At 59.1% G+C, this 25,643-nt stretch carries 24 protein-coding genes; 4 read left to right on the top strand and 20 right to left on the bottom strand.

Annotated features, from left to right (window positions below; translation table 11 throughout):
- Positions 1-3: 3 nt before the first annotated feature.
- The 20 genes from QSV36_RS01125 to rpmH all read right to left on the bottom strand — a co-directional run bounded on the left by QSV36_RS01125 (position 4) and on the right by rpmH (position 18,520).
- Positions 4-780, bottom strand: coding sequence for a DeoR family transcriptional regulator (locus QSV36_RS01125; RefSeq protein WP_289129085.1), 777 nt, complete (start codon positions 778-780; stop codon positions 4-6).
- A gap of 198 nt (positions 781-978) precedes the next feature.
- Positions 979-2,346 (bottom strand): bifunctional UDP-N-acetylglucosamine diphosphorylase/glucosamine-1-phosphate N-acetyltransferase GlmU, encoded by a 1,368-nt coding sequence (glmU, locus tag QSV36_RS01120; RefSeq protein ID WP_289129084.1) that lies wholly within the window; start codon positions 2,344-2,346, stop codon positions 979-981.
- 113 nt (positions 2,347-2,459) lie between these two features.
- On the bottom strand, positions 2,460-2,885 hold the full coding sequence (locus tag QSV36_RS01115) for a F0F1 ATP synthase subunit epsilon (RefSeq protein ID WP_023383131.1): 426 nt from the start codon (positions 2,883-2,885) through the stop codon (positions 2,460-2,462).
- A 44-nt stretch (positions 2,886-2,929) separates the two neighbouring features.
- Positions 2,930-4,306: a F0F1 ATP synthase subunit beta gene (atpD, locus tag QSV36_RS01110; protein WP_170033980.1), complete on the bottom strand. Its 1,377-nt coding sequence runs from the start codon at positions 4,304-4,306 to the stop codon at positions 2,930-2,932.
- Positions 4,307-4,333: 27 nt separating this feature from the next.
- A complete protein-coding gene (gene atpG, locus QSV36_RS01105; protein WP_186671701.1) occupies positions 4,334-5,194 on the bottom strand; it encodes a F0F1 ATP synthase subunit gamma in 861 nt (286 codons plus the stop codon).
- A 48-nt stretch (positions 5,195-5,242) separates the two neighbouring features.
- A complete protein-coding gene (atpA, locus tag QSV36_RS01100) occupies positions 5,243-6,787 on the bottom strand; it encodes a F0F1 ATP synthase subunit alpha (protein ID WP_186671700.1) in 1,545 nt (514 codons plus the stop codon).
- A 21-nt stretch (positions 6,788-6,808) separates the two neighbouring features.
- A complete protein-coding gene (locus tag QSV36_RS01095) occupies positions 6,809-7,345 on the bottom strand; it encodes a F0F1 ATP synthase subunit delta (protein WP_043214190.1) in 537 nt (178 codons plus the stop codon).
- Positions 7,346-7,357: 12 nt separating this feature from the next.
- Entirely contained in the window at positions 7,358-7,828 is a 471-nt protein-coding gene (locus tag QSV36_RS01090; protein ID WP_023383136.1) for a F0F1 ATP synthase subunit B, read from the bottom strand.
- A gap of 57 nt (positions 7,829-7,885) precedes the next feature.
- Positions 7,886-8,143, bottom strand: coding sequence for a F0F1 ATP synthase subunit C (gene atpE / locus QSV36_RS01085; RefSeq protein WP_003097235.1), 258 nt, complete (start codon positions 8,141-8,143; stop codon positions 7,886-7,888).
- 144 nt (positions 8,144-8,287) lie between these two features.
- Positions 8,288-9,157 (bottom strand): F0F1 ATP synthase subunit A, encoded by an 870-nt coding sequence (atpB, locus tag QSV36_RS01080; RefSeq protein WP_023383137.1) that lies wholly within the window; start codon positions 9,155-9,157, stop codon positions 8,288-8,290.
- 16 nt (positions 9,158-9,173) lie between these two features.
- Positions 9,174-9,581, bottom strand: coding sequence for a F0F1 ATP synthase subunit I (locus QSV36_RS01075; protein WP_008092225.1), 408 nt, complete (start codon positions 9,579-9,581; stop codon positions 9,174-9,176).
- Positions 9,582-9,729: 148 nt separating this feature from the next.
- Complete coding sequence (locus QSV36_RS01070; RefSeq protein ID WP_289129080.1) at positions 9,730-10,602, bottom strand: ParB/RepB/Spo0J family partition protein; 873 nt, start codon at positions 10,600-10,602, stop codon at positions 9,730-9,732.
- Positions 10,603-10,611: 9 nt separating this feature from the next.
- Positions 10,612-11,403 (bottom strand): ParA family protein, encoded by a 792-nt coding sequence (locus tag QSV36_RS01065; protein WP_060499722.1) that lies wholly within the window; start codon positions 11,401-11,403, stop codon positions 10,612-10,614.
- Positions 11,404-11,421: 18 nt separating this feature from the next.
- Positions 11,422-12,072: a 16S rRNA (guanine(527)-N(7))-methyltransferase RsmG gene (rsmG, locus tag QSV36_RS01060; RefSeq protein WP_289129076.1), complete on the bottom strand. Its 651-nt coding sequence runs from the start codon at positions 12,070-12,072 to the stop codon at positions 11,422-11,424.
- The gene (mnmG, locus tag QSV36_RS01055; RefSeq protein WP_289129073.1) at positions 12,069-13,961 is read right to left on the bottom strand and encodes a tRNA uridine-5-carboxymethylaminomethyl(34) synthesis enzyme MnmG; all 1,893 of its coding nucleotides are present in this window, start codon (positions 13,959-13,961) and stop codon (positions 12,069-12,071) included. Before mnmG ends, rsmG begins: the two co-directional genes overlap by 4 nt.
- A gap of 625 nt (positions 13,962-14,586) precedes the next feature.
- Complete coding sequence (gene mnmE, locus QSV36_RS01050) at positions 14,587-15,957, bottom strand: tRNA uridine-5-carboxymethylaminomethyl(34) synthesis GTPase MnmE (RefSeq protein WP_289129070.1); 1,371 nt, start codon at positions 15,955-15,957, stop codon at positions 14,587-14,589.
- 87 nt (positions 15,958-16,044) lie between these two features.
- A complete protein-coding gene (yidC, locus tag QSV36_RS01045) occupies positions 16,045-17,727 on the bottom strand; it encodes a membrane protein insertase YidC (protein WP_289129067.1) in 1,683 nt (560 codons plus the stop codon).
- A 2-nt stretch (positions 17,728-17,729) separates the two neighbouring features.
- Positions 17,730-17,975, bottom strand: a complete 246-nt coding sequence (yidD, locus tag QSV36_RS01040) for a membrane protein insertion efficiency factor YidD (RefSeq protein ID WP_289129064.1) — start codon at positions 17,973-17,975, stop codon at positions 17,730-17,732.
- Complete coding sequence (gene rnpA / locus QSV36_RS01035; RefSeq protein WP_289129205.1) at positions 17,968-18,372, bottom strand: ribonuclease P protein component; 405 nt, start codon at positions 18,370-18,372, stop codon at positions 17,968-17,970. Before rnpA ends, yidD begins: the two co-directional genes overlap by 8 nt.
- Before the next feature lie 13 nt (positions 18,373-18,385).
- Positions 18,386-18,520, bottom strand: coding sequence for a 50S ribosomal protein L34 (gene rpmH, locus QSV36_RS01030; RefSeq protein ID WP_003253163.1), 135 nt, complete (start codon positions 18,518-18,520; stop codon positions 18,386-18,388).
- Between the two features lie 593 nt (positions 18,521-19,113).
- Between rpmH and dnaA the strand changes: the two genes are divergently transcribed.
- From dnaA to gyrB, 4 genes are read left to right on the top strand one after another with little or no spacing between them, the layout of a single operon-like run.
- Positions 19,114-20,658 (top strand): chromosomal replication initiator protein DnaA, encoded by a 1,545-nt coding sequence (gene dnaA / locus QSV36_RS01025; RefSeq protein WP_289129061.1) that lies wholly within the window; start codon positions 19,114-19,116, stop codon positions 20,656-20,658.
- A gap of 40 nt (positions 20,659-20,698) precedes the next feature.
- A complete protein-coding gene (gene dnaN / locus QSV36_RS01020) occupies positions 20,699-21,802 on the top strand; it encodes a DNA polymerase III subunit beta (RefSeq protein ID WP_186671686.1) in 1,104 nt (367 codons plus the stop codon).
- A 15-nt stretch (positions 21,803-21,817) separates the two neighbouring features.
- Entirely contained in the window at positions 21,818-22,921 is a 1,104-nt protein-coding gene (gene recF, locus QSV36_RS01015; protein ID WP_289129057.1) for a DNA replication/repair protein RecF, read from the top strand.
- Positions 22,922-22,925: 4 nt separating this feature from the next.
- Complete coding sequence (gene gyrB / locus QSV36_RS01010; protein ID WP_170027529.1) at positions 22,926-25,346, top strand: DNA topoisomerase (ATP-hydrolyzing) subunit B; 2,421 nt, start codon at positions 22,926-22,928, stop codon at positions 25,344-25,346.
- Positions 25,347-25,643 lie beyond the last annotated feature (297 nt).

Raw genomic sequence — 25,643 nt, 5'->3', positions numbered from 1 at the left:
GGTTTATTGCTCCTGGCTGATCGCGGCGCAGATCAGGTTGATGCCGCGGGCTTGAATTTGTTCGCGTGCCGCTGCGGGCAGGCGTTCGTCAGTAATAAGGGTGTGCACGCTGCCCCAGGGCAGCTCGAGGTTGGGGATCTTGCGCCCGACCTTGTCCGACTCGACCATCACGATCACTTCACGGGCAACTTCGGCCATGACCCGGCTCAGCCCGAGCAACTCGTTGAACGTGGTCGTACCGCGGCCGAGATCGATGCCGTCGGCACCGATGAACAGCTGGTCGAAATCGTAGGAACGCAATACCTGCTCGGCCACCTGGCCCTGGAACGATTCGGAATGAGGGTCCCAGGTTCCGCCCGTCATCAGCAGCACCGGTTCGTGTTCGAGGTCGCAGATGGCACGTGCGACATGCAGCGAATTGGTCATCACCACCAGGCCAGGCTGGCGCCCTAGTTCGGGGATCATGGCTGCGGTGGTGCTGCCGCTGTCGATGATGATCCGCGCATGTTCGCGAATGCGCGCGACGGCGGCACGTGCAATTGCCTTTTTATAGGAAGACACAGGCTGGGCAGGTTCACCGAGCAGCTCTTGCGGCACCGGAACTGCGCCACCGTAGCGGCGTAGCAGCAGACCGTTGGCCTCGAGGGCGGCGAGGTCCTTGCGGATGGTAACTTCCGAGGTGGCGAAACGCTTGGCCAACGCGTCCACACTCACCTCGCCCTGCTCGCTGAGCAACGCCAGGATGTTGTGCCGTCGCTGGGGAGTATTTCGTTTCGACATGAGCGCTTAAGTTTCGATTCGAAAGATAACGATGGCAATCAAAACCTAAGACGAACGATTCGTCAAGCTGTGGATAAAACTCAGGGGATAAACGGGGCACGCGGGTGCCGCGATAAACGCTAGCGAAGGTGTATCGCTTGAAAAAAAAGCCGACTTATACACATAAGTCGGCTTTCGATCGAAACTGCTGTGTATAACTCAGCTTTTCTTGATCTTCTCTGGTCGCTTCCAGCCCGCGATGTTGCGCTGGCGCGCCCGTGCCACCGCCAGGTCGCCAGCCTCAACGGTCTGGGTGATGGTCGAACCGGCTGCAGTAGTCGCACCCGCCTGGATATCCACAGGCGCGACCAGCGAGTTGTTCGAGCCGATGAAGACGTCTTCGCCCATCACGGTCTTGAACTTGTTGGCACCATCGTAGTTGCAGGTGATGGTGCCGGCACCAATGTTGGTACGCGCACCGATTTCGGCATCGCCCAGGTAGGTCAGGTGCCCGGCCTTGGCTCCTTCGCCCAGATGGGCGTTTTTCAGTTCGACGAAGTTACCCACATGAGCCTTCGCGTCCAGCACACTGCCCGGGCGCAGGCGGGCGAACGGGCCGGCATCGCTGCCCTCACCCATCACGGCGCCTTCAAGGTGGCTGTTGGCTTTGACCACCGCACCTTTGCGCAGGGTCGTATTCTTGATCACGCAGTTCGGGCCGATCTGTACGTCATCCTCGATGACGACCTTGCCTTCGAGAACCACGTTGATATCGATCAGCACGTCGCGACCGACGGTCACTTCACCACGGACATCGAAGCGTGCCGGGTCGCGCAGGGTCACCCCTTGGGCCATCAGGCGACGGCCTTCGCGCAACTGGTAGTGACGTTCCAGCTCGGACAGCTGGCGACGGTCATTGGCGCCTTGCACTTCCATCGGGTCGTGCGGCTGTTCGGTAGCCACCACCAGGCCATCGGCCACTGCCATGGCGATGACATCGGTCAGGTAGTACTCGCCCTGGGCATTGTTGTTCGACAGACGCCCCATCCAGTCCGCCAGCCGGGCGGCCGGCAGGGCCAGGATGCCGGTGTTGCCTTCCTTGATCGCTTTCTGCGCATCGTTGGCGTCCTTGTGCTCAACGATAGCGGTCACCTTGCCCTGCTCGTCCCGCACAATGCGGCCATAGCCGGTCGGATCGTCGAGGGTTACCGTGAGCAGGCCCAGCTGCTGGGGATTGGCCTTGGCCAGCAGGCGCTGCAGCGTTTCCACCTCGATCAGGGGCACGTCGCCATATAGCACCAGCACGGTGTCGGCAGTCAGGGCCGGCAATGCCTGGGCAACCGCGTGGCCGGTGCCCAGCTGCTTGTCCTGCATGACGAAGTTAAGGTCGTCAGCGGCCAGGCGTTCGCGGACCAGATCGGCTCCATGGCCAATGACCACGTGGATACCTTGCGGCTGAAGCTGGCGCGCGCTGTGGATAACATGGCCGAGCATGGAGTTGCCGGCTACCGGGTGCAGCACCTTGGGCAGCGCCGAGCGCATGCGGGTGCCTTGGCCGGCAGCGAGAATAACGATATCGAGTGACATTACTGGCTACCAATCCTGGGCGGTCAGTGAAATGACCGGTTTTATAGGTTACAAAAAAGAAAAAGGGTAGCCGATGGCTACCCTTGTTCTCAATCTACATGAAGCCTGCGCAATTAACCGCCGAACTTCTTGCGGATCTGCTGGACGGTACGCAGCTGGGCTGCGGCCTCGGCCAGACGTGCGGATGCGGCACTGTAGTCGAAATCCGCGCCTTTCTCATGCAGGGCCTTCTCAGCTGCCTTGACGGCATCCTGAGCGGAGGCTTCGTCCAGGTCGGCTGCACGTTGCACGGTGTCGGCGAGTACCTTGACCATGTTCGGCTGCACTTCCAGGAAGCCGCCAGAGATGTAGAACACCTCGCGCTCGCCGCCCTGCTTGGTCAGCGTAATCGGACCTGGCTTCAGATTGGTGATCAGCGGCGCGTGGCCTGGAGCGATACCCAGATCGCCCAGGTTGCCGTGCGCAACCACCATCTCGACCAGACCGGAGAAGATTTCTCCTTCCGCGCTGACGATATCGCAATGGACTGTCATAGCCATCTGCTTGCCTCAACCTGATTAGCGCCCCTTTCGGGGCGCCGGGATTACAGTTTCTTGGCTTTCTCGATCGCTTCGTCGATGCTGCCGACCATGTAGAACGCTTGTTCTGGCAGGTGGTCGTAGTCACCTTTGAGGATGCCGCTGAAGCCAGCAATGGTGTCTTTCAGGGAAACGTACTTGCCTGGCGAACCGGTGAAGACTTCGGCCACGAAGAACGGCTGCGACAGGAAGCGCTGGATCTTACGAGCGCGGGCTACCAGTTGCTTGTCGGCTTCGGACAGTTCGTCCATACCCAGGATCGCAATGATGTCCTTCAGCTCTTTGTAGCGCTGCAGAACATACTGAACCTGGCGGGCAGTTTCGTAGTGCTCGTTGCCGATCACGTTCGGGTCCAGCTGGCGCGAAGTCGAGTCCAGTGGGTCAACCGCTGGGTAGATACCCAGGGAAGCGATGTCACGGGACAGAACGACGGTGGCGTCCAGGTGGGCGAAGGTGGTGGCTGGCGACGGGTCGGTCAGGTCGTCCGCAGGTACGTATACGGCCTGGATCGAGGTGATCGAACCTTCTTTGGTCGAAGTAATACGCTCTTGCAGAACGCCCATCTCTTCGGCCAGGGTCGGCTGGTAACCTACTGCGGAAGGCATACGGCCCAGCAGTGCGGATACTTCGGTACCGGCCAGGGTGTAACGGTAGATGTTGTCGACGAACAGCAGAACGTCGTTACCTTCGTCACGGAACTTCTCAGCCATGGTCAGGCCGGTCAGCGCTACGCGCAGACGGTTTCCTGGTGGCTCGTTCATCTGACCGTAGACCAGTGCTACCTTGTCGAGAACGTTGGAGTCCTTCATCTCGTGGTAGAAGTCGTTACCCTCACGAGTACGCTCGCCCACACCAGCGAACACGGAATAACCGCTGTGCTCGATGGCGATGTTACGGATCAGTTCCATCATGTTAACGGTCTTGCCGACGCCGGCACCACCGAACAGACCAACCTTACCACCCTTGGCGAACGGGCAAACCAGGTCGATAACCTTGATGCCGGTTTCCAGCAGGTCGTTGCCGCCTGCCTGGTCAGCGAAGGAAGGCGCCTTCTGGTGGATACCACGACGCTCTTCTTCGCCGATCGGGCCGGCTTCGTCGATCGGGTTGCCCAGAACGTCCATGATACGGCCCAGGGTGGCCTTACCAACAGGAACGGAGATGGCAGCGCCGGTGTCGACGACATCCAGACCGCGCTTCAGGCCTTCGGTCGAGCCCATCGCAATGGTACGAACCACGCCGTCGCCCAGCTGCTGCTGAACTTCCAGGGTGGTGTCCGCGCCTTGTACTTTCAGCGCGTTGTAAACACTCGGCACGACGTCACGTGGGAATTCCACGTCGATGACGGCGCCGATGATTTGAACGATACGTCCGCTACTCATAGCTGGATCCTCTGAATATTTGAACCGTTAAACCGCGGCAGCGCCGCCGACGATTTCCGAGATCTCCTGGGTGATCGCAGCCTGACGCGCCTTGTTGTAGATCAGCTGGAGTTCGCTGATCAAATCACCGGCGTTGTCTGTGGCGTTCTTCATGGCGATCATCCGGGCCGCTTGTTCAGCAGCGTTGTTCTCGACCACCGCCTGGTACACCTGCGACTCCACGTAACGCACCATCAAGCCGTCCAGCAGCTCTTTTGCGTCGGGTTCGTACAGGTAGTCCCAGTGATGCTTGAGATCCTGATCCGGGGTTGCCACCAACGGTACCAATTGCTCGACCGTCGGTTTTTGGGTCATGGTGTTGATGAACTTGTTCGAAACCACCGAGAGGCGATCGATGCGGCCGTCCAGGTAGGCGTCCAGCATCACTTTGACGGAGCCGATCAGGTCGTTGATCGATGGCTCTTCGCCCAAGTGGCTGATCGCGGCTACGACGTTGCCGCCAAAGTTGCGGAAGAATGCCGCACCCTTGCTGCCGATCACGCACAGGTCGATTTCAACGCCCTGTTCGCGGTTTTCGTTCATGTCCTTGACCAGGGCCTTGAACAGGTTGGTGTTCAAGCCACCGCACAGACCACGGTCACTGCTCACCACGATATAACCGGCGCGCTTTACAGGGCGCTCGATCATGAACGGGTGGCGGTATTCCGGGTTGGCGTTGGCCAGATGACCGATCACCTGGCGGATACGCTCCGCGTAGGGACGGCTAGCAGCCATGCGCAGTTGTGCCTTGCGCATTTTGCTGACCGCCACTTTTTCCATGGCGCTGGTAATTTTTTGCGTGCTTTTGATGCTCGCAATCTTACTGCGAATCTCTTTTGCGCCTGCCATGTATCACCTATCAGGTTAGCAAGCGGGGGCCAGGGCCCCCGCTGCGGCTTACCAGGTCTGGGTGGCCTTGAACTTCTCGATGCCAGCTTTCATGCCAGCGTCGATTTCGTCATTGAAGTCACCCTTCACGTTGATCTTGGCCATCAGTTCGGCGTGATCACGGTTGAAGTAGGCGATCAGAGCTTGCTCGAAGCTGCCGACCTTGGAGACTTCTACGTCGGTCAGGAAGCCACGCTCAGCGGCGTACAGCGACAGGGCCATGTCCGCGATGGACATTGGCGCGTACTGCTTCTGCTTCATCAGCTCGGTAACGCGCTGACCATGCTCCAGCTGCTTGCGGGTCGCTTCGTCCAGATCGGAAGCGAACTGGGCGAATGCAGCCAGTTCACGGTACTGAGCCAGAGCGGTACGAATACCACCGGACAGCTTCTTGATGATCTTGGTCTGAGCGGCACCACCTACGCGGGATACCGAAACACCGGCGTTGACTGCAGGGCGGATGCCCGAGTTGAACATGGCCGATTCCAGGAAGATCTGACCGTCGGTGATGGAAATCACGTTGGTCGGAACGAACGCGGAAACGTCGCCAGCCTGGGTTTCGATGATCGGCAGGGCGGTCAGGGAACCGGTCTTGCCAGTGACTGCGCCGTTGGTGAACTTCTCGACGTATTCTTCCGAAACGCGCGATGCACGCTCCAGCAGACGGGAGTGGAGATAGAACACGTCACCTGGGTACGCTTCACGTCCTGGCGGACGGCGCAGCAGCAGGGAGATCTGACGGTAGGCAACGGCCTGCTTGGACAGGTCATCGTAAACGATCAGGGCGTCTTCACCGCGGTCACGGAAGTATTCGCCCATGGTGCAGCCGGCGTACGGGGCCAGGAACTGCAGCGCGGCCGATTCCGAGGCGCTGGCGGCAACAACGATGGTGTTGGCCAGGGCGCCGGCTTCTTCCAGCTTGCGCACAACGTTGGCGATGGTCGACTGCTTCTGGCCTACGGCCACGTATACGCAGAAGATACCGCTGTTTTTCTGGTTGATGATCGCGTCGACCGCCATGGCAGTCTTACCGATCTGACGGTCACCGATGATCAGCTCGCGCTGGCCACGGCCAACCGGGATCATGGCGTCAACCGACTTGTAGCCAGTCTGTACAGGCTGGTCTACCGACTTACGCCAGATCACACCCGGAGCGACCTTTTCGACCGCGTCGGTTTCGGTGGTGGCCAGAGGACCTTTGCCATCGATCGGGTTACCCAGAGCGTCGACGACGCGGCCCAGCAGGCCTTTGCCGACCGGAACTTCCAGGATACGACCGGTGCACTTGGCGCTCATGCCCTCGGCGAGGGAGGTGTACGCACCCAGTACCACCGCACCAACGGAGTCTTGCTCCAGGTTCAGTGCCATACCGTATACGCCGCCCGGGAACTCGATCATTTCGCCGTACATAGCGTCGGCCAGACCGTGGATCCGTACGATACCGTCGGAAACGCTTACGACGGTGCCTTCGTTACGGGCTTGGGAGCCGACATCGAGCTTCTCGATGCGACCCTTGATGATTTCACTAATTTCGGAAGGATTGAGTTGCTGCATTGCTCTGCTGCCCCTTCAAACTCAAGATTTCAATGCTTCGGCCAGTTTCGCGATCTTGCCGCGAACCGAGCCATCGATTACCAGGTCGCCGGCGCGGATGACGACGCCGCCGATCAGGCTGGCATCCTCCGACGCGTGCAGGCGCACTTCCCGGCTGAGCCGTGCACTGAGAACCTTGGCGAGTTTGTCTTGCTGTTCTTGGTTCAACGCAAAAGCACTGGTGACTTCCACGTCCACGGATTTCTCTTGCTCGGCCTTGTACAGGTCGAACAGGGCGGCAATCTCCGGCAGAAGCAGGAGACGGTCGTTTTCCGCGGCAACATGAATGAAATTCTGTGCCTGTGCATCGAACTTGTCACCGCACACTTCAATGAATGCGGCGGCCTTTTCTGCGCTTGTCAGTCGCGGGGCCTTGAGCAGGCGCTGCATGGTGTCGTCTTCCGACACCGCAGCAGCCAGGCCGAGCATGGCTGACCAATTGGCCAGTTGCTGATGGGCCTGGGCATGCTCAAAGGCAGCCTTAGCGTAAGGTCGGGCCAACGTGGTCAGTTCTGCCATGATCGCCCTCGCTTAAATTTCAGCGGCCAGTTTGTTAACCAGCTCCGCATGCGCGTTTTGATCGATTGTGGCGCCAAGGATCTTTTCAGCACCGCCAACAGCCAGGGCACCCACTTGGGCACGCAGGGCGTCTTTGACGCTGTTCAGTTCCTGTTCGATCTCGGCTTGAGCCTGAGCCTTCACACGGTCAGCTTCGACGCGAGCCTGTTCACGGGCTTCCTCGACAAGCTGAGCAGCGCGTTTCTTGCTTTGCTCAATGATTTCGGCTGCCTGTGCCTTTGCTTCACGCAGTTGCTGACCCGCTTTCTCTTGGGCCAGCTCCAGGTCGCGAGCTGCGCGGTTGGCAGCGTCCAAGCCGTCGGCAATCTTCTTTTGGCGCTCTTGCAGGGCAGTGATGACCGGAGGCCATACATACTTCATGCAGAAGAGTACAAAAATCAGAAAAGCAACGGATTGGCCAATCAGGGTTGCATTAATGTTCACGCCAACACCTCGCTCGGTCTTTGTCCATCACACCAATCAACTCGTGGAAACGAGTGATTAGCCGGCGATCTGACCAACGAAGGGGTTCGCGAAGGTGAAGAACAGGGCGATACCAACACCGATCATGGTTACGGCGTCGAGCAGACCGGCGACGATGAACATTTTGACCTGCAGCATCGGAACCATCTCAGGCTGACGAGCAGCGCCTTCCAGGAACTTGCCGCCCAGCAGGCCGAAACCAATGGCGGTACCCAGAGCACCCAGGCCGATCAGCAGAGCAACAGCGATAGCGGTCAGACCAACTACAGTTTCCATCTTTCCTCCCGACTTTTACGTCGTATTGGTTAGGTTTTTAGTTTGAAGCGGTAAAACAAATCGTTTGGTACAGCATGCCCTTGCGGACTTTTTAAGCCCTCCCCCCAAACGAGCGGGGAAGGCTATCAGACACGCCAGGCGGTCTTAATGGTTATCTTCGTGAGCCATCGACAGGTAGACGATGGTAAGCATCATGAAGATGAAGGCTTGCAGGGTGATGATCAGGATGTGGAACACAGCCCACGCCCACTGCAGCACCACACCCAGGCCGCTGAGCCACAGGATGCCGGCGCCGAACATCACGGCGATCAGGATGAACACCAGTTCGCCGGCGTACATGTTGCCGAACAGACGCAGTGCCAGCGAGATCGGCTTGGCGATCAGGGTGACGAATTCCAGCAGGAAGTTGACCGGAATCAGCAGGATCTGCACGAAGATGTTCTTGCTGCCGAACGGGTGCAGGGTCAGCTCACCGATGAAGCCACCCAGGCCCTTGACCTTGATGCTGTAGAAGATGATCAGGGCGAACACGCAGAAGGCCATGGCCAGGGTCGCGTTCGGGTCGGTGGTCGACACGGCGCGGAACGGAATGTGCGGGTCACCGGAGATCAGGATGGCCAGCTGAGGAATCCAGTCGACCGGTACCAGGTCGATGGCGTTCATCAGGAACACCCAGACGAAAATGGTCAGCGCCAGCGGGGCGATTACCGGGCTACGGCCGTGGAAGGAGTCCTTCACGCTGCCGTTGACGAAGTCCACCAGCACTTCAACGAAGTTCTGCAGGCCGCCAGGTTGGCCGGAAGTCGCCTTCTTGGCCGCCATGCGGAAGATGAACAGGAAGATCAGACCCAGCGCGACGGACCAACCCAGGGTGTCCAGGTGGAACGCCCAGAAGCCCATTGCCTTGGCTTCTGCAGCCGAATGGGCGAAGCCCCAGCTGCCGTCTGGTAGTTGACCGTAGGTCAGGTTCTGCAAGTGGTGCTGGATATAGCCCGAAGCGGTTTCTGCTGCCATGGTTGCCTCAAACGCCCTAAGGTCTCGAAAGTCTTTTATTCATCAGCAGGGGCGCGAACCAGCTGACCAAAAGGGTCAGCACGAAGACGCCGAATACTGCTAACGGCGCCAATGGCTTCACTCCTGCGAAGGTCAGTGCAAAAAGCACTGCCGTCAAAATCATCTTGCCTGCCTCGCCAGCGTAAAACGACTTGACGATGGCTTGTGCCGCCCGGGCTCCGCTGAAGCGAAAAGCCTTCCAGGCGAAGTACACATTGGGTAGCCAGGCAATCAAACCTCCGCAAAGGCCTGAATATCCACTGACCGCCCCTTTCCACTGCCACAACACCAAGGTTGCCAGCAGCAGTACGACGAATTGAGCCAGCAGTACCGGAAAAACCGCCCAGCGATGGAAAGGCAGGCGGTTTGGCGTGCGGATTTCCATCACAACTGCTCCTCGGAAGTCGACCAACAAGTCAGCTATGACTTGGCATAATTTGTGCCGACAAAATGCGCGCAGAGTATAGGGGTGGATTAACCCCTATTCAACTCTTCGTAGTGATTTCCGACTGCACGCTACAACAGGAATTGTTTCAGCGGATGTGAGCAAGCACGCCTTGCAACTCGTCAAGCGAGTTGTAGCGAATAACCAACTGGCCTTTGCCCTTGTTGCCATGACGGATCTGCACCGCCGAGCCCAGGCGCTCTGCGAGACGCTGTTCAAGGCGTGCGATATCCGGATCAGGTTTGCTCGGCTCGACCGGATCAGGTTTGTCGCTGAGCCACTGACGAACCAGTGCCTCGGTTTGGCGCACGGTGAGGCCGCGTGCGACAACATGACGCGCCCCCTCTTCCTGACGGTTTTCATCCAGCCCGAGCAACGCACGCGCGTGGCCCATCTCCAGGTCGCCATGGGCGAGCATGGTCTTGATCGCCTCAGGCAAGGTGATCAGGCGCAGCAGGTTGGCCACGGTTACCCGCGACTTGCCTACGGCGTCGGCCACCTGCTGCTGGGTGAGTTCGAATTCCTGCTGCAAGCGCTGCAGCGCCAAGGCCTCTTCCAACGGGTTGAGGTCTTCGCGCTGGATGTTCTCGATCAGCGCCATGGCGATGGCAGCTTCGTCGGGCACTTCGCGGACCATGGCCGGGATCTTGTCCAGGCCAGCCTGCTGGGTAGCACGCCAGCGGCGCTCACCGGCGATGATCTCGTAGCGGTTGTCGCCGATCGGGCGGACCACGATCGGTTGCATCACGCCATGGTTGCGAATCGAGTGCGCAAGCTCTTCCAGCGCCTCCGGGTCCATGTCCCGGCGCGGCTGGTACTTGCCACGCTGGATCAGCTCGACCGGCAGGTGTTGCAGTTCTTTCTGGTCGATCTTCACAGCCTGCTCTTCGAGCGCGCTGACGGAAGGACCACTGAGCAGTGCATCCAACCCACGTCCGAGACCCCGTTTCTTGACGGCCATACGGATTCCTTAAGTTGTTTGTGCAGTGCGTGATTGACGGCGTTGACGGCGGACCAGTTCCCCGGCCAGGGCCAGATACGCCAGCGCGCCGCGCGATTGCTTGTCGTAGGCCAGGGCCGGCATGCCAAAGCTCGGGGCCTCGGCCAGGCGAATGTTGCGCGGAATGACGGTGTCGTACAGCTGCGGGCCGAAGTGCTCCTTCAGTTGCGCCGAAACATCGTTGTTCAGGCTCAGCCGCGGGTCGTACATGGTCCGTAGCAGGCCTTCGATCTTCAGCTCTGGATTCAACCGGGCAGCGATGCGCTTGATGTTATCCACAAGGTCACTGAGACCTTCCAGCGCGTAATACTCGCACTGCATCGGGATGATCACGCCATCCGAGGCGACCAGGGCGTTGAGCGTCAGCATCGACAGCGACGGCGGGCAGTCGATGAGGATGTAGTCGTAGTTGTCGCGGATCGGTGCCAGGGCGTTGCGCAGGCGGCTTTCCTTGACCTGCATTTCCAGCAGCACCACTTCGGCGGCGGTCAGGTCACGGTTCGCAGGCAGCAACTGGAAACCCCCGTGCTCGGAGTAATGCATGGCCTGGGCCAGGTCGCATTCCCCGATCAACAGGTCGTAGACCGAGTGCTCGAGCTCGTGCTTGTCCACACCGCTGCCCATGGTGGCGTTGCCTTGCGGATCGAGGTCGATCAGCAGCACACGACGCTTGGTTGCGGCCAGCGAGGCAGCGAGATTGATACAGGTGGTGGTCTTGCCCACACCACCCTTCTGGTTCGCGATTGCGAATACCTTAGCCATTGTTGCGTGTGTTCCCAGTCATGCCTTGCGGCGCAGTATCAGCAGATGGCGCTGGCCCTGGCAACCTGGAACGGTCAGGGCCTGCTCGCTTTCCACTGTGAAGTCTGCGGGCAATGCTACCAGTTCATCGGCAGGATGCAGCCCCTTCATTGCAAGCCATTGCGTCCCGGTGTCGCCCAGGTGGCGGGTCCAGTTGGTGAAGTTGTCCATGCTGCTGAAAGCGCGGGAGATGATCCCGTCGAACGGTTGCGCCGGCTGGAAGGCCTCGACCCGGCTGTGGATAACCGTGAGGTTGTCCAGCTTGAGTTCCATTTTCACCTGGGTCAGGAAGCGCGTCTTCTTGCCGTTGGCATCCAGCACCGTCACCCGCTTGTGCGGATGCAGGATAGCCAATGGGATGCCAGGCATGCCGCCGCCACTGCCGACATCCAGCCAGTTGTCACGTTCGCTGTGGATAAACGGCATGACGCTGAGGCTGTCCAGCAGATGACGCGACACCATCTCATCGGGGTCGCGCACGGCAGTCAGGTTGTAGGCTTTGTTCCATTTGATCAACAGGGCCAGGTAGCCGAGCAGCTTTTCGTGCTGCTCGGCGCTCAGCTCGACACCGAGCTGACGCGCACCTGTGGACAACTCTTCAGCGTGTTGCGGGGTGACCAGGGAACTCAAGCGCTTTGCTCCAATTCGCGGCCAGCGCCGCGTTTCTTCAAGTGAATCAGCAACAGGGAAATCGCCGCCGGAGTGACGCCAGGAATGCGCGAAGCCTGGCCGAGGGTTTCCGGACGGGTCTGGCCCAGCTTGCCCTGGATTTCCTTGGACAGCCCGGAAATGCTCGAGTAATCGATATCCACAGGCAGACGAGTGTCTTCGCTGGCACGCAGGCGGGCGATTTCATCCTGCTGCCGGTCGATATAACCGGCGTACTTGGTGCGGATCTCGACCTGTTCGGCGACCTGTGGATCGATCGCTTCACCGCCGGTCGCTTCAATGAGACCGGCGTAGTCGATTTCCGGGCGGGCCAGCAGGTTGAGCAGGCTGTACTCGTGGCTGAGCGGAGTACCGAACTTATCCACAATGGCCTGGCCTTGCTCGGTGTTCGGCCGTACCCAGGTCGATTTCAGGCGTTGTTCCTCACGCTCGATGCCGTCGCGCTTGGCGCAGAAGGCGGCCCAGCGCTGGTCGTCGATCAGGCCAAGTTCACGGCCCTTTTCGGTCAGACGCAGGTCGGCGTTGTCTTCGCGCAGGATCAGGCGGTACTCGGCACGTGAAGTGAACATGCGGTACGGCTCCTGGGTACCCAGGGTGATCAGGTCGTCCACCAGTACGCCGATGTAGGCCTCGTCGCGACGCGGGCACCAGCTGTCACGGCCCTGCGCCCGCAGGGCGGCGTTGGTACCGGCCAGCAGGCCCTGGGCGCCGGCTTCTTCGTAACCGGTGGTGCCGTTGATCTGGCCAGCGAAGAACAGTCCGCCGATGACTTTGGTTTCGAGGCTGTACTTGAGGTCGCGCGGGTCGAAGTAGTCGTACTCGATGGCATAGCCCGGGCGCACGATGTGGGCGTTTTCCATACCGCGAATCGAACGCACCAGTTCCAGCTGTACGTCGAACGGCAGCGAAGTGGAAATACCGTTGGGGTACAGCTCATGGGTGTTCAGGCCTTCAGGCTCGATGAACACCTGGTGGCTTTCCTTGTCGGCGAAGCGGTGGATCTTGTCTTCGATCGACGGGCAGTAGCGCGGGCCGACCCCTTCGATCACCCCCGAGTACATCGGCGAACGGTCGAGGTTCGAGGCAATGATTTCGTGGGTGCGGGCGTTGGTGTGGGTGATCCAGCAGCTCACCTGGCGCGGATGCATCTCGGCATTGCCCATGAACGACATTACCGGGATCGGCGTATCGCCTGGCTGTTCGGTCATGACCGAGAAGTCCACCGAACGGCCATCGATGCGTGGCGGCGTACCGGTTTTCAGGCGCCCGACGCGCAGCGGCAGTTCACGCATGCGGTGGGCCAGGGCGATCGAAGGCGGATCACCTGCGCGACCACCGGAATGGTTCTGCAGCCCAATGTGGATAAGGCCGCCGAGGAAGGTACCGGTGGTCAGTACCACCGATTCGGCAAAGAAACGCAGGCCCATCTGGGTCACTACGCCTTTGACCTGGTCCTGTTCGACGATCAGGTCGTCGCAGGACTGCTGGAATATCCACAGGTTTGGCTGGTTTTCCAGGATTTCACGCACCACTGCCTTGTAGATGGCGCGGTCGGCCTGTGCACGGGTAGCGCGTACGGCCGGGCCCTTGCGGTTGTTCAGAACGCGGAACTGGATGCCGCTCTTGTCGGTGGCCAACGCCATGGCGCCACCGAGGGCATCGATCTCTTTGACCAGATGGCTTTTGCCAATGCCGCCGATGGCGGGGTTGCAGCTCATGTGACCGAGGGTTTCCACGTTATGGGTCAGCAGCAGGGTCTTCACCCCCATGCGTGCAGACGCAAGCGCAGCCTCGGTACCGGCATGGCCGCCGCCGATGACGATCACTTCAAAACGGGAAGGGAAATCCACCACGCACCTCGTGCCTGTTTTTGCGAATAGAGAAGGTAAGCGGACAAGTATAGGGACTTAACCCCCTTTAAAGAAACCGTCTGAGCAAATTTTGACCAGTCTGTGGATGAATGGCAGACAACAGAAATCAAAGAGGAAAAATTTAAAAAAGCTTTGTTTTTATGTTTATTCTTATGCACAGCCTTACCTGTGGATAAACGCTCGCAGCCTATGATTCACGCGTCTTTGCGAGAAATTAAACCCTGTGGCTGGAGTGCCATGAGGGCTCTGGATAACGCGATTTAGCCTGTGGATTAATTAGCTGCTTACCCACAGGGCGGTTTTTCCTCAGAAAAAAAGGCTGCTTATCAACGGAGCTGAAGGCGAGTTTTCCACAGGGCTTCTGAATGGGTTTTCAACCTGGAGCCAGGAAAATCATCGAGATCGCGCCAGGTACCGGAAAGCGGGCGAGCCCTCGAAATGCCGGTACCACCACAGAATTTCGGGCTTGGTGAAGCATCCTTCGTGGGCAGGCGCGTTCCCACAGGCGCTCCGTTCGCCTGGCTACGGGTATCTGCCGCGATGAAATTCAGGGCAAAAAAAAGCCGCTCCCGAAGGAGCGGCCTTGACCTTGCCTGGCTGTGGATTATTTGCCGATGCAGAAACTGGAGAAGATCCGCCCTAGCAGGTCGTCAGAGCTGAATGCCCCGGTAATCTCGCCCAAAGCCTGCTGCGCCTGGCGGAGGTCTTCTGCCAAGAGCTCACCTGCCCCGGCCAGGGTCAGTTGCGCACGGCCATGCTCCAGATGCTGGCTGGCCTGACGCAAGGCATCCAGATGGCGCCGACGGGCGCTGAAACCACTTTCGGCTGTCTGCTCATAGCCCATGCAGGCCTTCAGGTGGTCACGCAACAGTTGCAGCCCCAGGTCGTCCCCTTTGGCGCTAAGGGTTATCGTCACATGGCCGTCATCGCACTGCTCGAGCGCCACCGGCTCACCACTCAGGTCGGCCTTGTTGCGAATCAGCGTGACCTTGCCCGGGTCTGGCCGCTGGTCGAGAAATTCTGGCCACAGGGCGAAGGGGTCGCTGGCCTCGGGCGCGGTCGAGTCCACCACCAGCAGCACTTGGTCAGCCTCGCCAATGGCTTTCAGTGCGCGCTCCACACCGATCTTTTCCACATGGTCGTCTGTGTCGCGCAGACCAGCGGTATCGACAACATGGAGGGGCATACCGTCGATGTGGATATGTTCACGCAGGATGTCTCGGGTGGTACCGGCGATATCAGTAACGATCGCGGCTTCCCGCCCGGCCAGCTGGTTCAGCAGGCTCGATTTGCCAGCGTTCGGCCGCCCGGCGATGACCACGGTCATGCCGTCACGCAACAAGGCGCCCTGCCCGGCTTCACGTTGCACGGTGGACAACGCTTGGCGTACCGCATCAAGCATCGACAGGACGTGGCCATCAGCCAGGAAGTCGATTTCCTCCTCAGGGAAGTCGATCGCCGCCTCGACGTAGATCCGCAGGGCAATCAACGCTTCGGTCAGGGAATGCACACGCTTCGAGAATTCCCCCTGCAGCGAACGCAGGGCATTGCGCGCCGCCTGGCTTGAGCTGGCTTCGATCAGGTCAGCGATGGCTTCGGCCTGGGCCAGGTCGAGTTTGTCGTTGAGGAACGCGCGCTCGCTGAACTCGCCCGGGCGGGCCAGGCGGCAGCCAACTTGTACACAGCGCTGCAGCAACATGTCCAGGACCACAGGGCCACCATGGCCCTGCAGTTCGAGCACGTCTTCGCCAGTGAACGAATTCGGGCCGGGGAAGAACAGCGCGATCCCTTCGTCCAGCACCAGCCCTTCCTCGTCGCGGAACGGGCCGTAGTGGGCATGCCGCGGGGTCAGCGTACGGCCGGTTATCAACTGCCCGGCCTTGGCAGCCAGAGGGCCGGACAACCTGACAATACCAACACCACCGCGGCCCTGGGCGGTGGCGATGGCGGCGATGGTTTCACGCACAATGTTCATGCTCGAAAGCCTCTACGACAAAACGACAGATAGCAAAAACGCCCCACTAGGGGGCGTTTTTTATTCACAGGCTAGCGCAGTAGCCTGTCAAGCAGCAGCTTTTTTGCTGGCTGCTTCGATGCTGCGGGTGATGTACCACTGCTGCGCGATCGACAGGCAGTTGTTCACAACCCAGTACAGCACCAGGCCAGCCGGGAACCACAGGAAGAAGAAGGTGAAGATGATTGGCATCATTTTCATCACCTTGGCCTGCATCGGATCCGGTGGGGTCGGGTTCAGGCGCTGCTGGATGAACATGGTGGCGCCCATGATGATCGGCAGGATGAAGAACGGATCCTTGATCGACAGGTCGGTAATCCACAGCATCCACGGGGCCTGGCGCATTTCCACGCTTTCCAGCAGTACCCAGTACAGGGCCAGGAATACCGGCATCTGTACCAGGATCGGCAGGCAGCCGCCCAGCGGGTTGATCTTCTCTTTCTTGTACAGCTCCATCATCGCCTGGGACATCTTCTGGCGATCATCACCGAAGCGTTCCTTGAGCGCAGCAAGCTTCGGCGCAACGGCACGCATGCGCGCCATCGAGCGGTAGCTGGCAGCCGACAGCGGGAAGAACAGGCCCTTGATGAGCATGGTCAGGACGATAATCGACCAGCCCCAGTTACCCAGCAGGCTGTGGATATGTTGCAGCAGCCAGAAGATCGGCTGGGCGATGAACCACAGGAAGCCATAGTCGACGGTCAGTTCCAGGCCTGGGGACAACTCTTTCAGCTTGGACTGGATCTTCGGGCCGGCGTACAGCATGGCGCTGGTTTCAACCTTGCCGCCAGCAGGTAAGCTGATAGCCGGGCCGGTGTAGCCGATGATGTAGTTGCCTTGGCTGTCCTTGCGGGTCTGGACAACGTTGCTGTCCGACTTGGCCGGAATCCAGGCGGTCACGAAGTAGTGTTGCAGCCAGGCGACCCAACCGCCGGACACATTTTCTTTCAAACTGCCTTTGTCGATGTCCTTCATCGAGACCTTTTTGTAAGGCTCGGAAGCTGTCCACAGGGCTGCACCCAGGTAGGTCGCGGTGCCAGTGGCGGTACTCGACGACGGGTCGGAGCTGGCATCACGCTTGAGCTGGGCAAACATGTTGCCGCTCCAGGCCTGGCCGCTCTGGTTGTCGATCAGGTAGCTGACGGTCAGGTCATACTCGCCACGCTTGAAGCTGAAGCGCTTGATGTAGTTGACGCCGTTGTCGCTGAACTTCAGGTCGACCACCAGTTGGTCCTGGCCATCAGCCAGCTGGTAGCCCTTCTGTTCGGTCGCGTACAGGGGGCGGCCGGCTGGGCGGGCGTCCGGGCCGTTGACACCGGTCAGGCCGCTTTGTGCCAGGTAGACACGCTCGCCACCGTTATCGAACAGCTGGAACGGAATCTCCGGGTGGTCCTGGCGACGTGGGAACTTCGGCAGGTTCAGCTGGACGATGTCACCACCGACCGGATCGATAGCCAGGTCCAGGACATCGGTCTTGACCCGGATCAGGTCCTTGCTGACCGCGACCGGTGCCAATTCGGCAGCGCTGGTTTCGGCATTGGCGCTCGGCACATCGGCGCTGGCGCCGGCATTACCGGCCGGTACGCCATCCGGCAGGCCCGGGGCAACAGTGCTGGCAGCAGTATTCTGAGTCGGCAGGGCAGCCTGGCCGTAGTCCTGGTTCCACTTGAGGACCATGACGTAGGACACGATTGCCAGGGCGACGATCAGGATCGTGCGTTTAATATCCATGATTACTCGGCTATCGAAGAAGTTCGGGAGGAAGGAGCGGGAGGAACGGGATCGAAACCGCCGTCGTTCCACGGATGACAACGCCCCAGGCGACGAACGGCTAGCCACCCACCACGCCAGAGGCCGTGGTGTTCAATGGCTTCATAAGCGTAACAGGAGCAACTGGGGAAGAAACGACAGTGACTGGCCATCAGAGGACTAATGGCGTAACGGTAAAACTGGATCGGAACGAGGGCCAGTTTACGCATCTCGGCTGTCTACCCCTGCGGAATCGGCGGTTACTGCTGGAGTGGGCCGGCTGCGCGCCAGGCGTTTCCAGAGTTTGCCAAAATGTTGGTGCAATTCCGGGTTTTCTATCTCACCCAATCCCTTGCGCGCGACGATCACGATGTCCAGCCCGGCAAGCAAATGCTGGTTCAGACGAAAGGAATCGCGCATCAAGCGCTTGAGGCGGTTGCGTTGAACGGCGAGCTTGACGCTCTTCTTACCGATCACCAGGCCTAGGCGTGGGTGATCGAGACCGTTCTCGCGAGCAAGGATCAGCAGGTTTTTCCCTGGAACCTTGCCGGTTGGGGAGTCGAAGACCGCTTTGAAATGCCGGGGTGTAAGCAGTCGCTTTTCCCGACTGAAGTCCTGACTCACCACCTGTGCCGAAAAATCAAATGGCCAGACGCTTACGGCCTTTGGCACGACGACGCGACAGAACAGCGCGGCCGTTCTTGGTAGCCATACGGGCACGGAAGCCGTGGGTGCGCGCGCGCTTGATGGTGCTTGGTTGGAAAGTACGTTTCATGGCGTGTTACCTGGTTTGTCGACGACGGGCCGGGATGGCCCCCTTTTTAAGAGACCGGCGATTCTAGAGAAAGCAAGCCCATAGGTCAATTTCCAACCAGCCTTTCCATATAGGGCGTGTGATGGACGGTGGCTCGTTCCGGCATCACCAAGGTGCTTGATCGCACAGGGACATCGGGGACAACATGAAAAAAAGAAGAGACATATAAAAAGCTTTTCTGAAGAACTTATAGATCTTAGGTGGATAACCTTCTGTGGATAACCTTTCTTAGCCCAGTAAAATCAATGCATGCAGCATTTCACAACTGTGTTTCCAACCGGTGCTGCGCTTGTTTTGTTCGTGGTCGAAAGCTGTGGATGAAATCGGTCGTTATCCACAGGCAGGTTATCAACAGGCCGACGCTCAGGGTTGTGCATAGCCCTCAAGGGCGTTTATCCACAGGGCTTATTCGCATCGATGAAAAGCCGTTTTGGTCGATAAATGGCTGTTTTGTCACGGCTCCTAACGTGTCCACATGTGGATAACTGGACGCTTGAACGGTACAATGGCGGTTTGTTTTTGCCTCATCCGGCTTTCAAACTCAGGGGAAATCCGTGTCAGTGGAACTTTGGCAGCAGTGCGTGGAGCTTCTGCGCGATGAACTGCCTGCCCAGCAATTCAACACCTGGATCCGTCCGCTACAGGTCGAAGCCGAAGGCGACGAGTTGCGCGTCTATGCGCCTAACCGTTTCGTTCTCGATTGGGTCAATGAAAAGTACCTGGGGCGCTTGCTCGAACTGTTGGGCGAAAACGGCAGCGGCATCGCGCCTGCCCTTTCCTTGTTGATCGGCAGCCGGCGTAGCTCGGCACCACGTGCCGCGCCCAACGCACCAGTCAGTGCCGCGGTGGCGGCATCGCTGGCTAATACCCAGGCACAGAGCCAGGCCCAGAAGGCAGTGCCGGCAGCGGTCGAACCGGTTGCAGTGGCAGTCGCAGCGGCTGAGCCTGTGCTGGTTGACGAGTTGGCCGAACCGTCCTTGCGTGACAGCTTCGATTCCATGGCCGAACCGGCTTCGCAGTCAGCCGCCAGCGCCCGGACCGAACAACGTACCGTGCAGGTCGAAGGCGCGCTCAAGCACACCAGCTACCTGAATCGCACCTTTACCTTCGACACATTCGTCGAAGGTAAGTCGAACCAGCTGGCGCGAGCTGCTGCCTGGCAGGTGGCCGACAACCCCAAGCATGGCTACAACCCACTCTTCCTTTATGGGGGGGTGGGCCTGGGTAAGACCCACCTCATGCATGCTGTGGGTAACCACCTGTTGAAAAAGAACCCGAACGCCAAGGTCGTGTACTTGCATTCGGAGCGTTTCGTCGCGGATATGGTCAAGGCGCTGCAGCTCAACGCCATCAACGAATTCAAGCGCTTCTACCGCTCCGTGGACGCGTTGCTGATCGACGATATCCAGTTCTTTGCCCGGAAGGAGCGCTCGCAGGAAGAGTTTTTCCACACCTTCAACGCCCTGCTTGAGGGTGGTCAGCAGGTCATTCTTACCTCTGACCGCTACCCCAAGGAGATCGAAGGCCTGGAAGAACGCCTGAAATCGCGCTTCGGTTGGGGCCTGACGGTGGCAGTCGAGCCACCCGAGCTGGAAACCCGCGTGGCGATCCTGATGAAGAAAGCCGACCAGGCCAAGGTCGAGCTGCCCCATGACGCCGCGTTCTTCATTGCCCAGCGTATTCGCTCCAACGTCCGTGAGCTGGAAGGCGCATTGAAACGGGTGATCGCTCACTCGCACTTCATGGGCCGCGACATCACCATCGAATTGATTCGTGAGTCGCTCAAGGACCTGCTGGCGCTGCAAGACAAGCTGGTCAGTGTGGATAACATTCAGCGTACCGTCGCCGAGTACTACAAGATCAAGATCTCCGATCTGTTGTCCAAGCGGCGTTCGCGTTCTGTCGCGCGTCCGCGCCAGGTAGCCATGGCACTGTCCAAGGAGCTGACCAACCACAGTCTGCCCGAAATCGGCGACATGTTCGGTGGTCGCGACCATACGACCGTGCTGCACGCCTGCCGCAAGATCAATGAACTGAAGGAATCCGACGCGGACATCCGCGAGGACTACAAGAACCTGCTGCGGACGCTGACGACCTGATGGCCGTCTGCGCAGCTAATTGAAGGCAAGGGACTAGACCATGCATTTCACCATTCAACGCGAAGCCCTGTTGAAACCCCTGCAACTGGTCGCCGGTGTCGTCGAGCGCCGTCAGACCTTGCCGGTGCTGTCCAACGTCTTGCTGGTCGTTCAAGGCCAGCAACTGTCGTTGACCGGTACCGACCTGGAAGTCGAACTGGTAGGCCGCGTGCAACTGGAAGAGCCAGCCGAGCCTGGCGAAATCACTGTTCCAGCTCGCAAGCTGATGGACATCTGCAAAAGCCTGCCGAACGACGCCCTGATCGATATCAAGGTTGACGAGCAGAAACTGTTGGTCAAGGCCGGCCGCAGCCGCTTCACCCTGTCGACTCTGCCAGCCAATGACTTCCCGACCGTCGAAGAAGGCCCGGGCTCGCTGACCTGCAACCTGGAACAAAGCAAACTGCGCCGCCTGATCGAGCGCACCAGCTTCGCCATGGCCCAGCAGGACGTGCGTTACTACCTCAACGGTATGCTGCTGGAAGTGTCCCGCAACACTCTGCGTGCTGTGTCGACCGACGGCCACCGTCTGGCGCTGTGCTCCATGAGCGCGCCGATCGAGCAAGATGAGCGCCACCAGGTGATCGTGCCGCGCAAAGGTATCCTCGAGCTGGCACGCCTGCTTACCGATCCGGAAGGTATGGTCAGCATCGTCCTTGGCCAGCACCACATCCGTGCTACCACTGGTGAATTTACCTTCACCTCCAAACTGGTGGACGGCAAGTTCCCGGACTACGAACGGGTTCTGCCAAAAGGGGGTGACAAGCTTGTGGTCGGTGACCGGCAAGCGCTGCGCGAAGCGTTTAGCCGTACTGCGATTCTTTCCAACGAAAAGTACCGCGGTATTCGCCTGCAGCTGGCAGCTGGCCAATTGAAAATCCAGGCCAACAACCCTGAGCAGGAAGAAGCTGAAGAAGAAATCAGCGTGGACTACGAAGGTAGCTCGCTGGAAATCGGCTTTAACGTCAGCTATCTGCTGGACGTGCTGGGCGTAATGACTACCGAGCAAGTTCGTCTGATCCTGTCCGACTCCAACAGCAGTGCGCTGCTGCAGGAAGCGGGTAACGACGATTCTTCCTACGTTGTCATGCCGATGCGCCTGTAACCCGTAGCAGGCGAAATGTCCCTTCGACGTATCATGGTCACCGCGGTGCGCAACTTGCACCCGGTGACACTCTTACCCTCTCCTCGCATCAACATCCTTTACGGCGCCAACGGCAGCGGCAAGACCAGCGTGCTTGAAGCTGTGCATCTGCTCGGGCTGGCGCGCTCTTTCCGCAGCACGCGCTTGAACCCGGTTATTCAGTACGAACAAGCTGCATGCACCGTGTTTGGTGAAGTGCAGTTGGCCGAGGGTGGAAGCAGCAACCTGGGCGTATCCCGGGAACGGCAAGGTGAGTTCACTATCCGCATCGATGGGCAGAATGCGCGTAGCGCAGCGCAGCTGGCTGAATTGCTGCCGCTTCAGCTTATCAACCCGGACAGCTTCCGCCTCTTAGAGGGGGCCCCGAAGATTCGCCGGCAGTTTCTGGATTGGGGAGTGTTCCACGTGGAACCTCGTTTCCTGCCGGCGTGGCAGCGGTTGCAGAAGGCACTGCGGCAGCGGAACTCATGGTTGCGTCATGGTACACTTGACCCAGCTTCGCAAGCCGCCTGGGACCGGGAATTGTGCCTGGCCAGCGCGGAAATAGATGAATACCGTCGCAACTACATCAAGGCCTTGAAGCCTGTCTTCGAGCGAACCCTGAGCGAACTGGTCGAGCTGGACGGGTTGACCCTGAGCTACTACCGAGGCTGGGATAAGGACCGGGAACTGCAAGAAGTACTCGCCTCCTCTCTCCTTCGCGATCAGCAGATGGGCCATACCCAGGCCGGTCCGCAGCGCGCTGATCTGCGTCTTCGTCTGGCTGCCAACAATGCAGCCGACATTCTGTCGCGTGGTCAGCAAAAGCTGGTGGTGTGTGCCTTGCGCATTGCCCAAGGCCACCTCGTTAGTCAGACTCGCCGCGGTCACTGTATTTATCTCGTGGATGACTTGCCGTCCGAATTGGACGACCAGCATCGCCGCGCGCTGTGCCGCTTGCTTGAAGAATTACGCTGCCAGGTGTTCATCACCTGTGTAGATCACGAATTACTGAGGGAAGGCTGGCAGACGGAAACGCCAGTTGCTTTGTTCCACGTGGAACAAGGCCGTATCACCCAGACCCACGACCATCGGGAGTGAAGGCATGAGCGAAAATCAAACGTACGACTCCTCCAGCATCAAGGTGCTGAAAGGTTTGGATGCCGTACGCAAGCGTCCCGGCATGTACATTGGCGACACCGATGATGGTAGCGGCCTGCACCACATGGTCTTCGAGGTGGTCGACAACTCCATCGACGAAGCCCTCGCCGGTCACTGCGACGACATTACCGTCATCATTCACCCGGACGAATCCATCAGTGTGCGCGACAACGGTCGTGGCATTCCGGTCGACGTGCATAAAGAAGAAGGCGTTTCCGCAGCTGAGGTCATCATGACCGTACTGCACGCCGGCGGTAAGTTCGACGACAACTCCTACAAAGTATCCGGCGGCTTGCACGGCGTAGGTGTGTCCGTGGTGAACGCCCTGTCCGAGAAACTGGTACTGACTGTTCGCCGCAGCGGCAAGATCTGGGAACAGACCTACGTCCATGGTGTTCCCCAGGCACCCATGGCTGTGGTAGGTGACAGCGAAACCACGGGTACCCATATCCACTTCAAGCCGTCGGCCGAAACCTTCAAGAACATTCACTTCAGCTGGGACATCCTGGCCAAGCGTATCCGTGAGTTGTCGTTCCTCAACTCGGGCGTTGGCATCCTGCTGAAAGATGAACGTAGCGGCAAGGAAGAGTTCTTCAAGTACGAAGGTGGCCTGCGTGCATTCGTCGAGTACCTGAACACCAACAAGACCCCGGTGAACTCCCAGGTGTTCCACTTCAACGTCCAGCGCGATGATGGCGTAGGCGTGGAAGTTGCACTGCAGTGGAATGACAGCTTCAACGAAAACCTGCTGTGCTTCACCAACAACATTCCTCAGCGTGACGGTGGTACGCACCTGGTGGGCTTCCGTTCCTCTCTGACTCGTAGCCTTAACAGCTACATCGAGCAGGAAGGCCTGGCCAAGAAGAACAAGGTGGCAACCACTGGCGATGACGCTCGTGAGGGCCTGACCGCGATCATCTCGGTGAAGGTACCGGACCCGAAGTTCAGCTCGCAGACCAAGGACAAGCTGGTCTCCTCGGAGGTTAAAACCGCCGTGGAACAGGAGATGAACAAGTACTTCGCCGACTTCCTCCTGGAAAACCCGAACGAGGCCAAGGCCGTCGTTGGCAAGATGATCGACGCGGCGCGCGCCCGCGAAGCCGCCCGTAAAGCCCGCGAAATGACTCGCCGTAAAGGCGCGCTGGATATCGCCGGCCTACCGGGCAAACTGGCGGACTGTCAGGAAAAGGACCCCGCCCTTTCCGAACTGTACCTGGTGGAGGGTGACTCTGCGGGTGGTTCGGCCAAGCAAGGCCGCAACCGTCGTACCCAGGCGATCCTGCCTTTGAAGGGCAAGATCCTCAACGTCGAGAAAGCCCGCTTCGACAAGATGATCTCGTCCCAGGAAGTTGGCACGCTGATCACTGCGCTGGGCTGTGGTATCGGCCGCGAAGAGTACAACATCGACAAGTTGCGCTATCACAACATCATCATCATGACCGATGCTGACGTCGATGGTTCGCACATCCGTACCCTGCTGTTAACGTTCTTCTTCCGTCAGTTGCCAGAGCTGGTCGAGCGCGGCTACATCTACATTGCCCAGCCGCCGCTGTACAAAGTGAAGAAGGGCAAGCAGGAGCAGTACATCAAGGACGACGAGGCCATGGAAGAGTACATGACCCAGTCGGCCCTGGAAGATGCCAGCCTGCACCTGGACGAGTCGGCGCCAGCGGTTTCCGGTGTGCAACTGGAAGCGTTGGTCAACGAATTCCGTAGCGTCATGAAGACCCTCAAGCGTCTGTCGCGCCTGTACCCGGAAGAGCTGACCGAGCACTTCATCTACTTGCCGGAGGTGACCCTTGAGCAGTTGGGTGACCACGCGGTGATGCAAGCCTGGCTGGCCAAGTTCCAGGAGCGTCTGAGCAACAGCCAGAAGTCAGGCCTGGTTTACAAAGCCAGCCTGCGTGAGGACAAGGAACGCAATGTATGGCTGCCCGAGGTGGAAATCACCTCTCACGGCTTGGCCAGCTATGTCACCTTCAACCGCGACTTCTTCGGCAGCAATGACTACCGGACCGTGGTCAACATCGGTGCCAAGCTGTCCAGCCTGTTGGGTGAAGGCGCTTACGTACAGCGTGGTGAGCGCCGCAAAGCGATCGTCGAATTCAAGGAAGGCCTGGACTGGCTGATGAACGAGACCACCAAGCGCCACACCATCCAGCGATACAAAGGGCTGGGTGAGATGAACCCGGACCAACTGTGGGAAACCACCATGGATCCGGCTGTTCGTCGCATGCTCAAGGTGACCATCGAAGACGCCATCGCTGCCGACCAGATCTTCAACACCCTGATGGGCGATGCGGTCGAGCCGCGTCGTGACTTCATCGAAAGCAATGCACTGTCGGTATCGAACCTGGATTTCTGATAAAGTGTAGGTTCACAGAAAAGCTGCACGTTTTCACAAATAGATGACCGGCCGGGCCCAAATCTTGGTCTCCGTCGGTCACCATCAAGCCCGCATTAGCGGGCTTTTTTTTGCTTCCAATTCCTGTGGGCACCCTGCCCCCCCAACGGCTGGTCTGAGGCTGGCCGCCTGCGTATGGATGGTGGGAAGGAAGATCAGGCCGAAGGGCTCGGTGGATGAATCTGTAAGGGAGTAGCGAATCGAGCAAGTCTTTAATAGTGCACCGGGATACAAGCAGATTAATTAAATCTGCCTGTA

This window comes from Pseudomonas sp. BCRC 81390, assembly GCF_030341915.1.
Lineage (GTDB): Bacteria > Pseudomonadota > Gammaproteobacteria > Pseudomonadales > Pseudomonadaceae > Aquipseudomonas.
This window is presented reverse-complemented; position numbering and strand designations above follow the sequence as displayed.

What these genes read in the sequence shown, in the direction of transcription:
- QSV36_RS01125 (WP_289129085.1), bottom strand. Translation starts at nt 780, where the DNA reads ATGTCGAAACGAAATACTCCCCAGCGACGGCACAACATCCTGGCGTTG.
- gyrB (WP_170027529.1), top strand. Translation starts at nt 22,926, where the DNA reads ATGAGCGAAAATCAAACGTACGACTCCTCCAGCATCAAGGTGCTGAAA.
- atpE (WP_003097235.1), bottom strand. Translation starts at nt 8,143, where the DNA reads ATGGAAACTGTAGTTGGTCTGACCGCTATCGCTGTTGCTCTGCTGATC.
- atpA (WP_186671700.1), bottom strand. Translation starts at nt 6,787, where the DNA reads ATGCAGCAACTCAATCCTTCCGAAATTAGTGAAATCATCAAGGGTCGC.
- QSV36_RS01070 (WP_289129080.1), bottom strand. Translation starts at nt 10,602, where the DNA reads ATGGCCGTCAAGAAACGGGGTCTCGGACGTGGGTTGGATGCACTGCTC.
- recF (WP_289129057.1), top strand. Translation starts at nt 21,818, where the DNA reads ATGTCCCTTCGACGTATCATGGTCACCGCGGTGCGCAACTTGCACCCG.
- yidD (WP_289129064.1), bottom strand. Translation starts at nt 17,975, where the DNA reads ATGCGTAAACTGGCCCTCGTTCCGATCCAGTTTTACCGTTACGCCATT.
- atpD (WP_170033980.1), bottom strand. Translation starts at nt 4,306, where the DNA reads ATGAGTAGCGGACGTATCGTTCAAATCATCGGCGCCGTCATCGACGTG.
- dnaN (WP_186671686.1), top strand. Translation starts at nt 20,699, where the DNA reads ATGCATTTCACCATTCAACGCGAAGCCCTGTTGAAACCCCTGCAACTG.
- atpB (WP_023383137.1), bottom strand. Translation starts at nt 9,157, where the DNA reads ATGGCAGCAGAAACCGCTTCGGGCTATATCCAGCACCACTTGCAGAAC.
- mnmE (WP_289129070.1), bottom strand. Translation starts at nt 15,957, where the DNA reads ATGAACATTGTGCGTGAAACCATCGCCGCCATCGCCACCGCCCAGGGC.
- QSV36_RS01075 (WP_008092225.1), bottom strand. Translation starts at nt 9,581, where the DNA reads ATGGAAATCCGCACGCCAAACCGCCTGCCTTTCCATCGCTGGGCGGTT.
- rpmH (WP_003253163.1), bottom strand. Translation starts at nt 18,520, where the DNA reads ATGAAACGTACTTTCCAACCAAGCACCATCAAGCGCGCGCGCACCCAC.
- atpG (WP_186671701.1), bottom strand. Translation starts at nt 5,194, where the DNA reads ATGGCAGGCGCAAAAGAGATTCGCAGTAAGATTGCGAGCATCAAAAGC.
- QSV36_RS01095 (WP_043214190.1), bottom strand. Translation starts at nt 7,345, where the DNA reads ATGGCAGAACTGACCACGTTGGCCCGACCTTACGCTAAGGCTGCCTTT.
- QSV36_RS01115 (WP_023383131.1), bottom strand. Translation starts at nt 2,885, where the DNA reads ATGGCTATGACAGTCCATTGCGATATCGTCAGCGCGGAAGGAGAAATC.
- QSV36_RS01065 (WP_060499722.1), bottom strand. Translation starts at nt 11,403, where the DNA reads ATGGCTAAGGTATTCGCAATCGCGAACCAGAAGGGTGGTGTGGGCAAG.
- glmU (WP_289129084.1), bottom strand. Translation starts at nt 2,346, where the DNA reads ATGTCACTCGATATCGTTATTCTCGCTGCCGGCCAAGGCACCCGCATG.
- yidC (WP_289129067.1), bottom strand. Translation starts at nt 17,727, where the DNA reads ATGGATATTAAACGCACGATCCTGATCGTCGCCCTGGCAATCGTGTCC.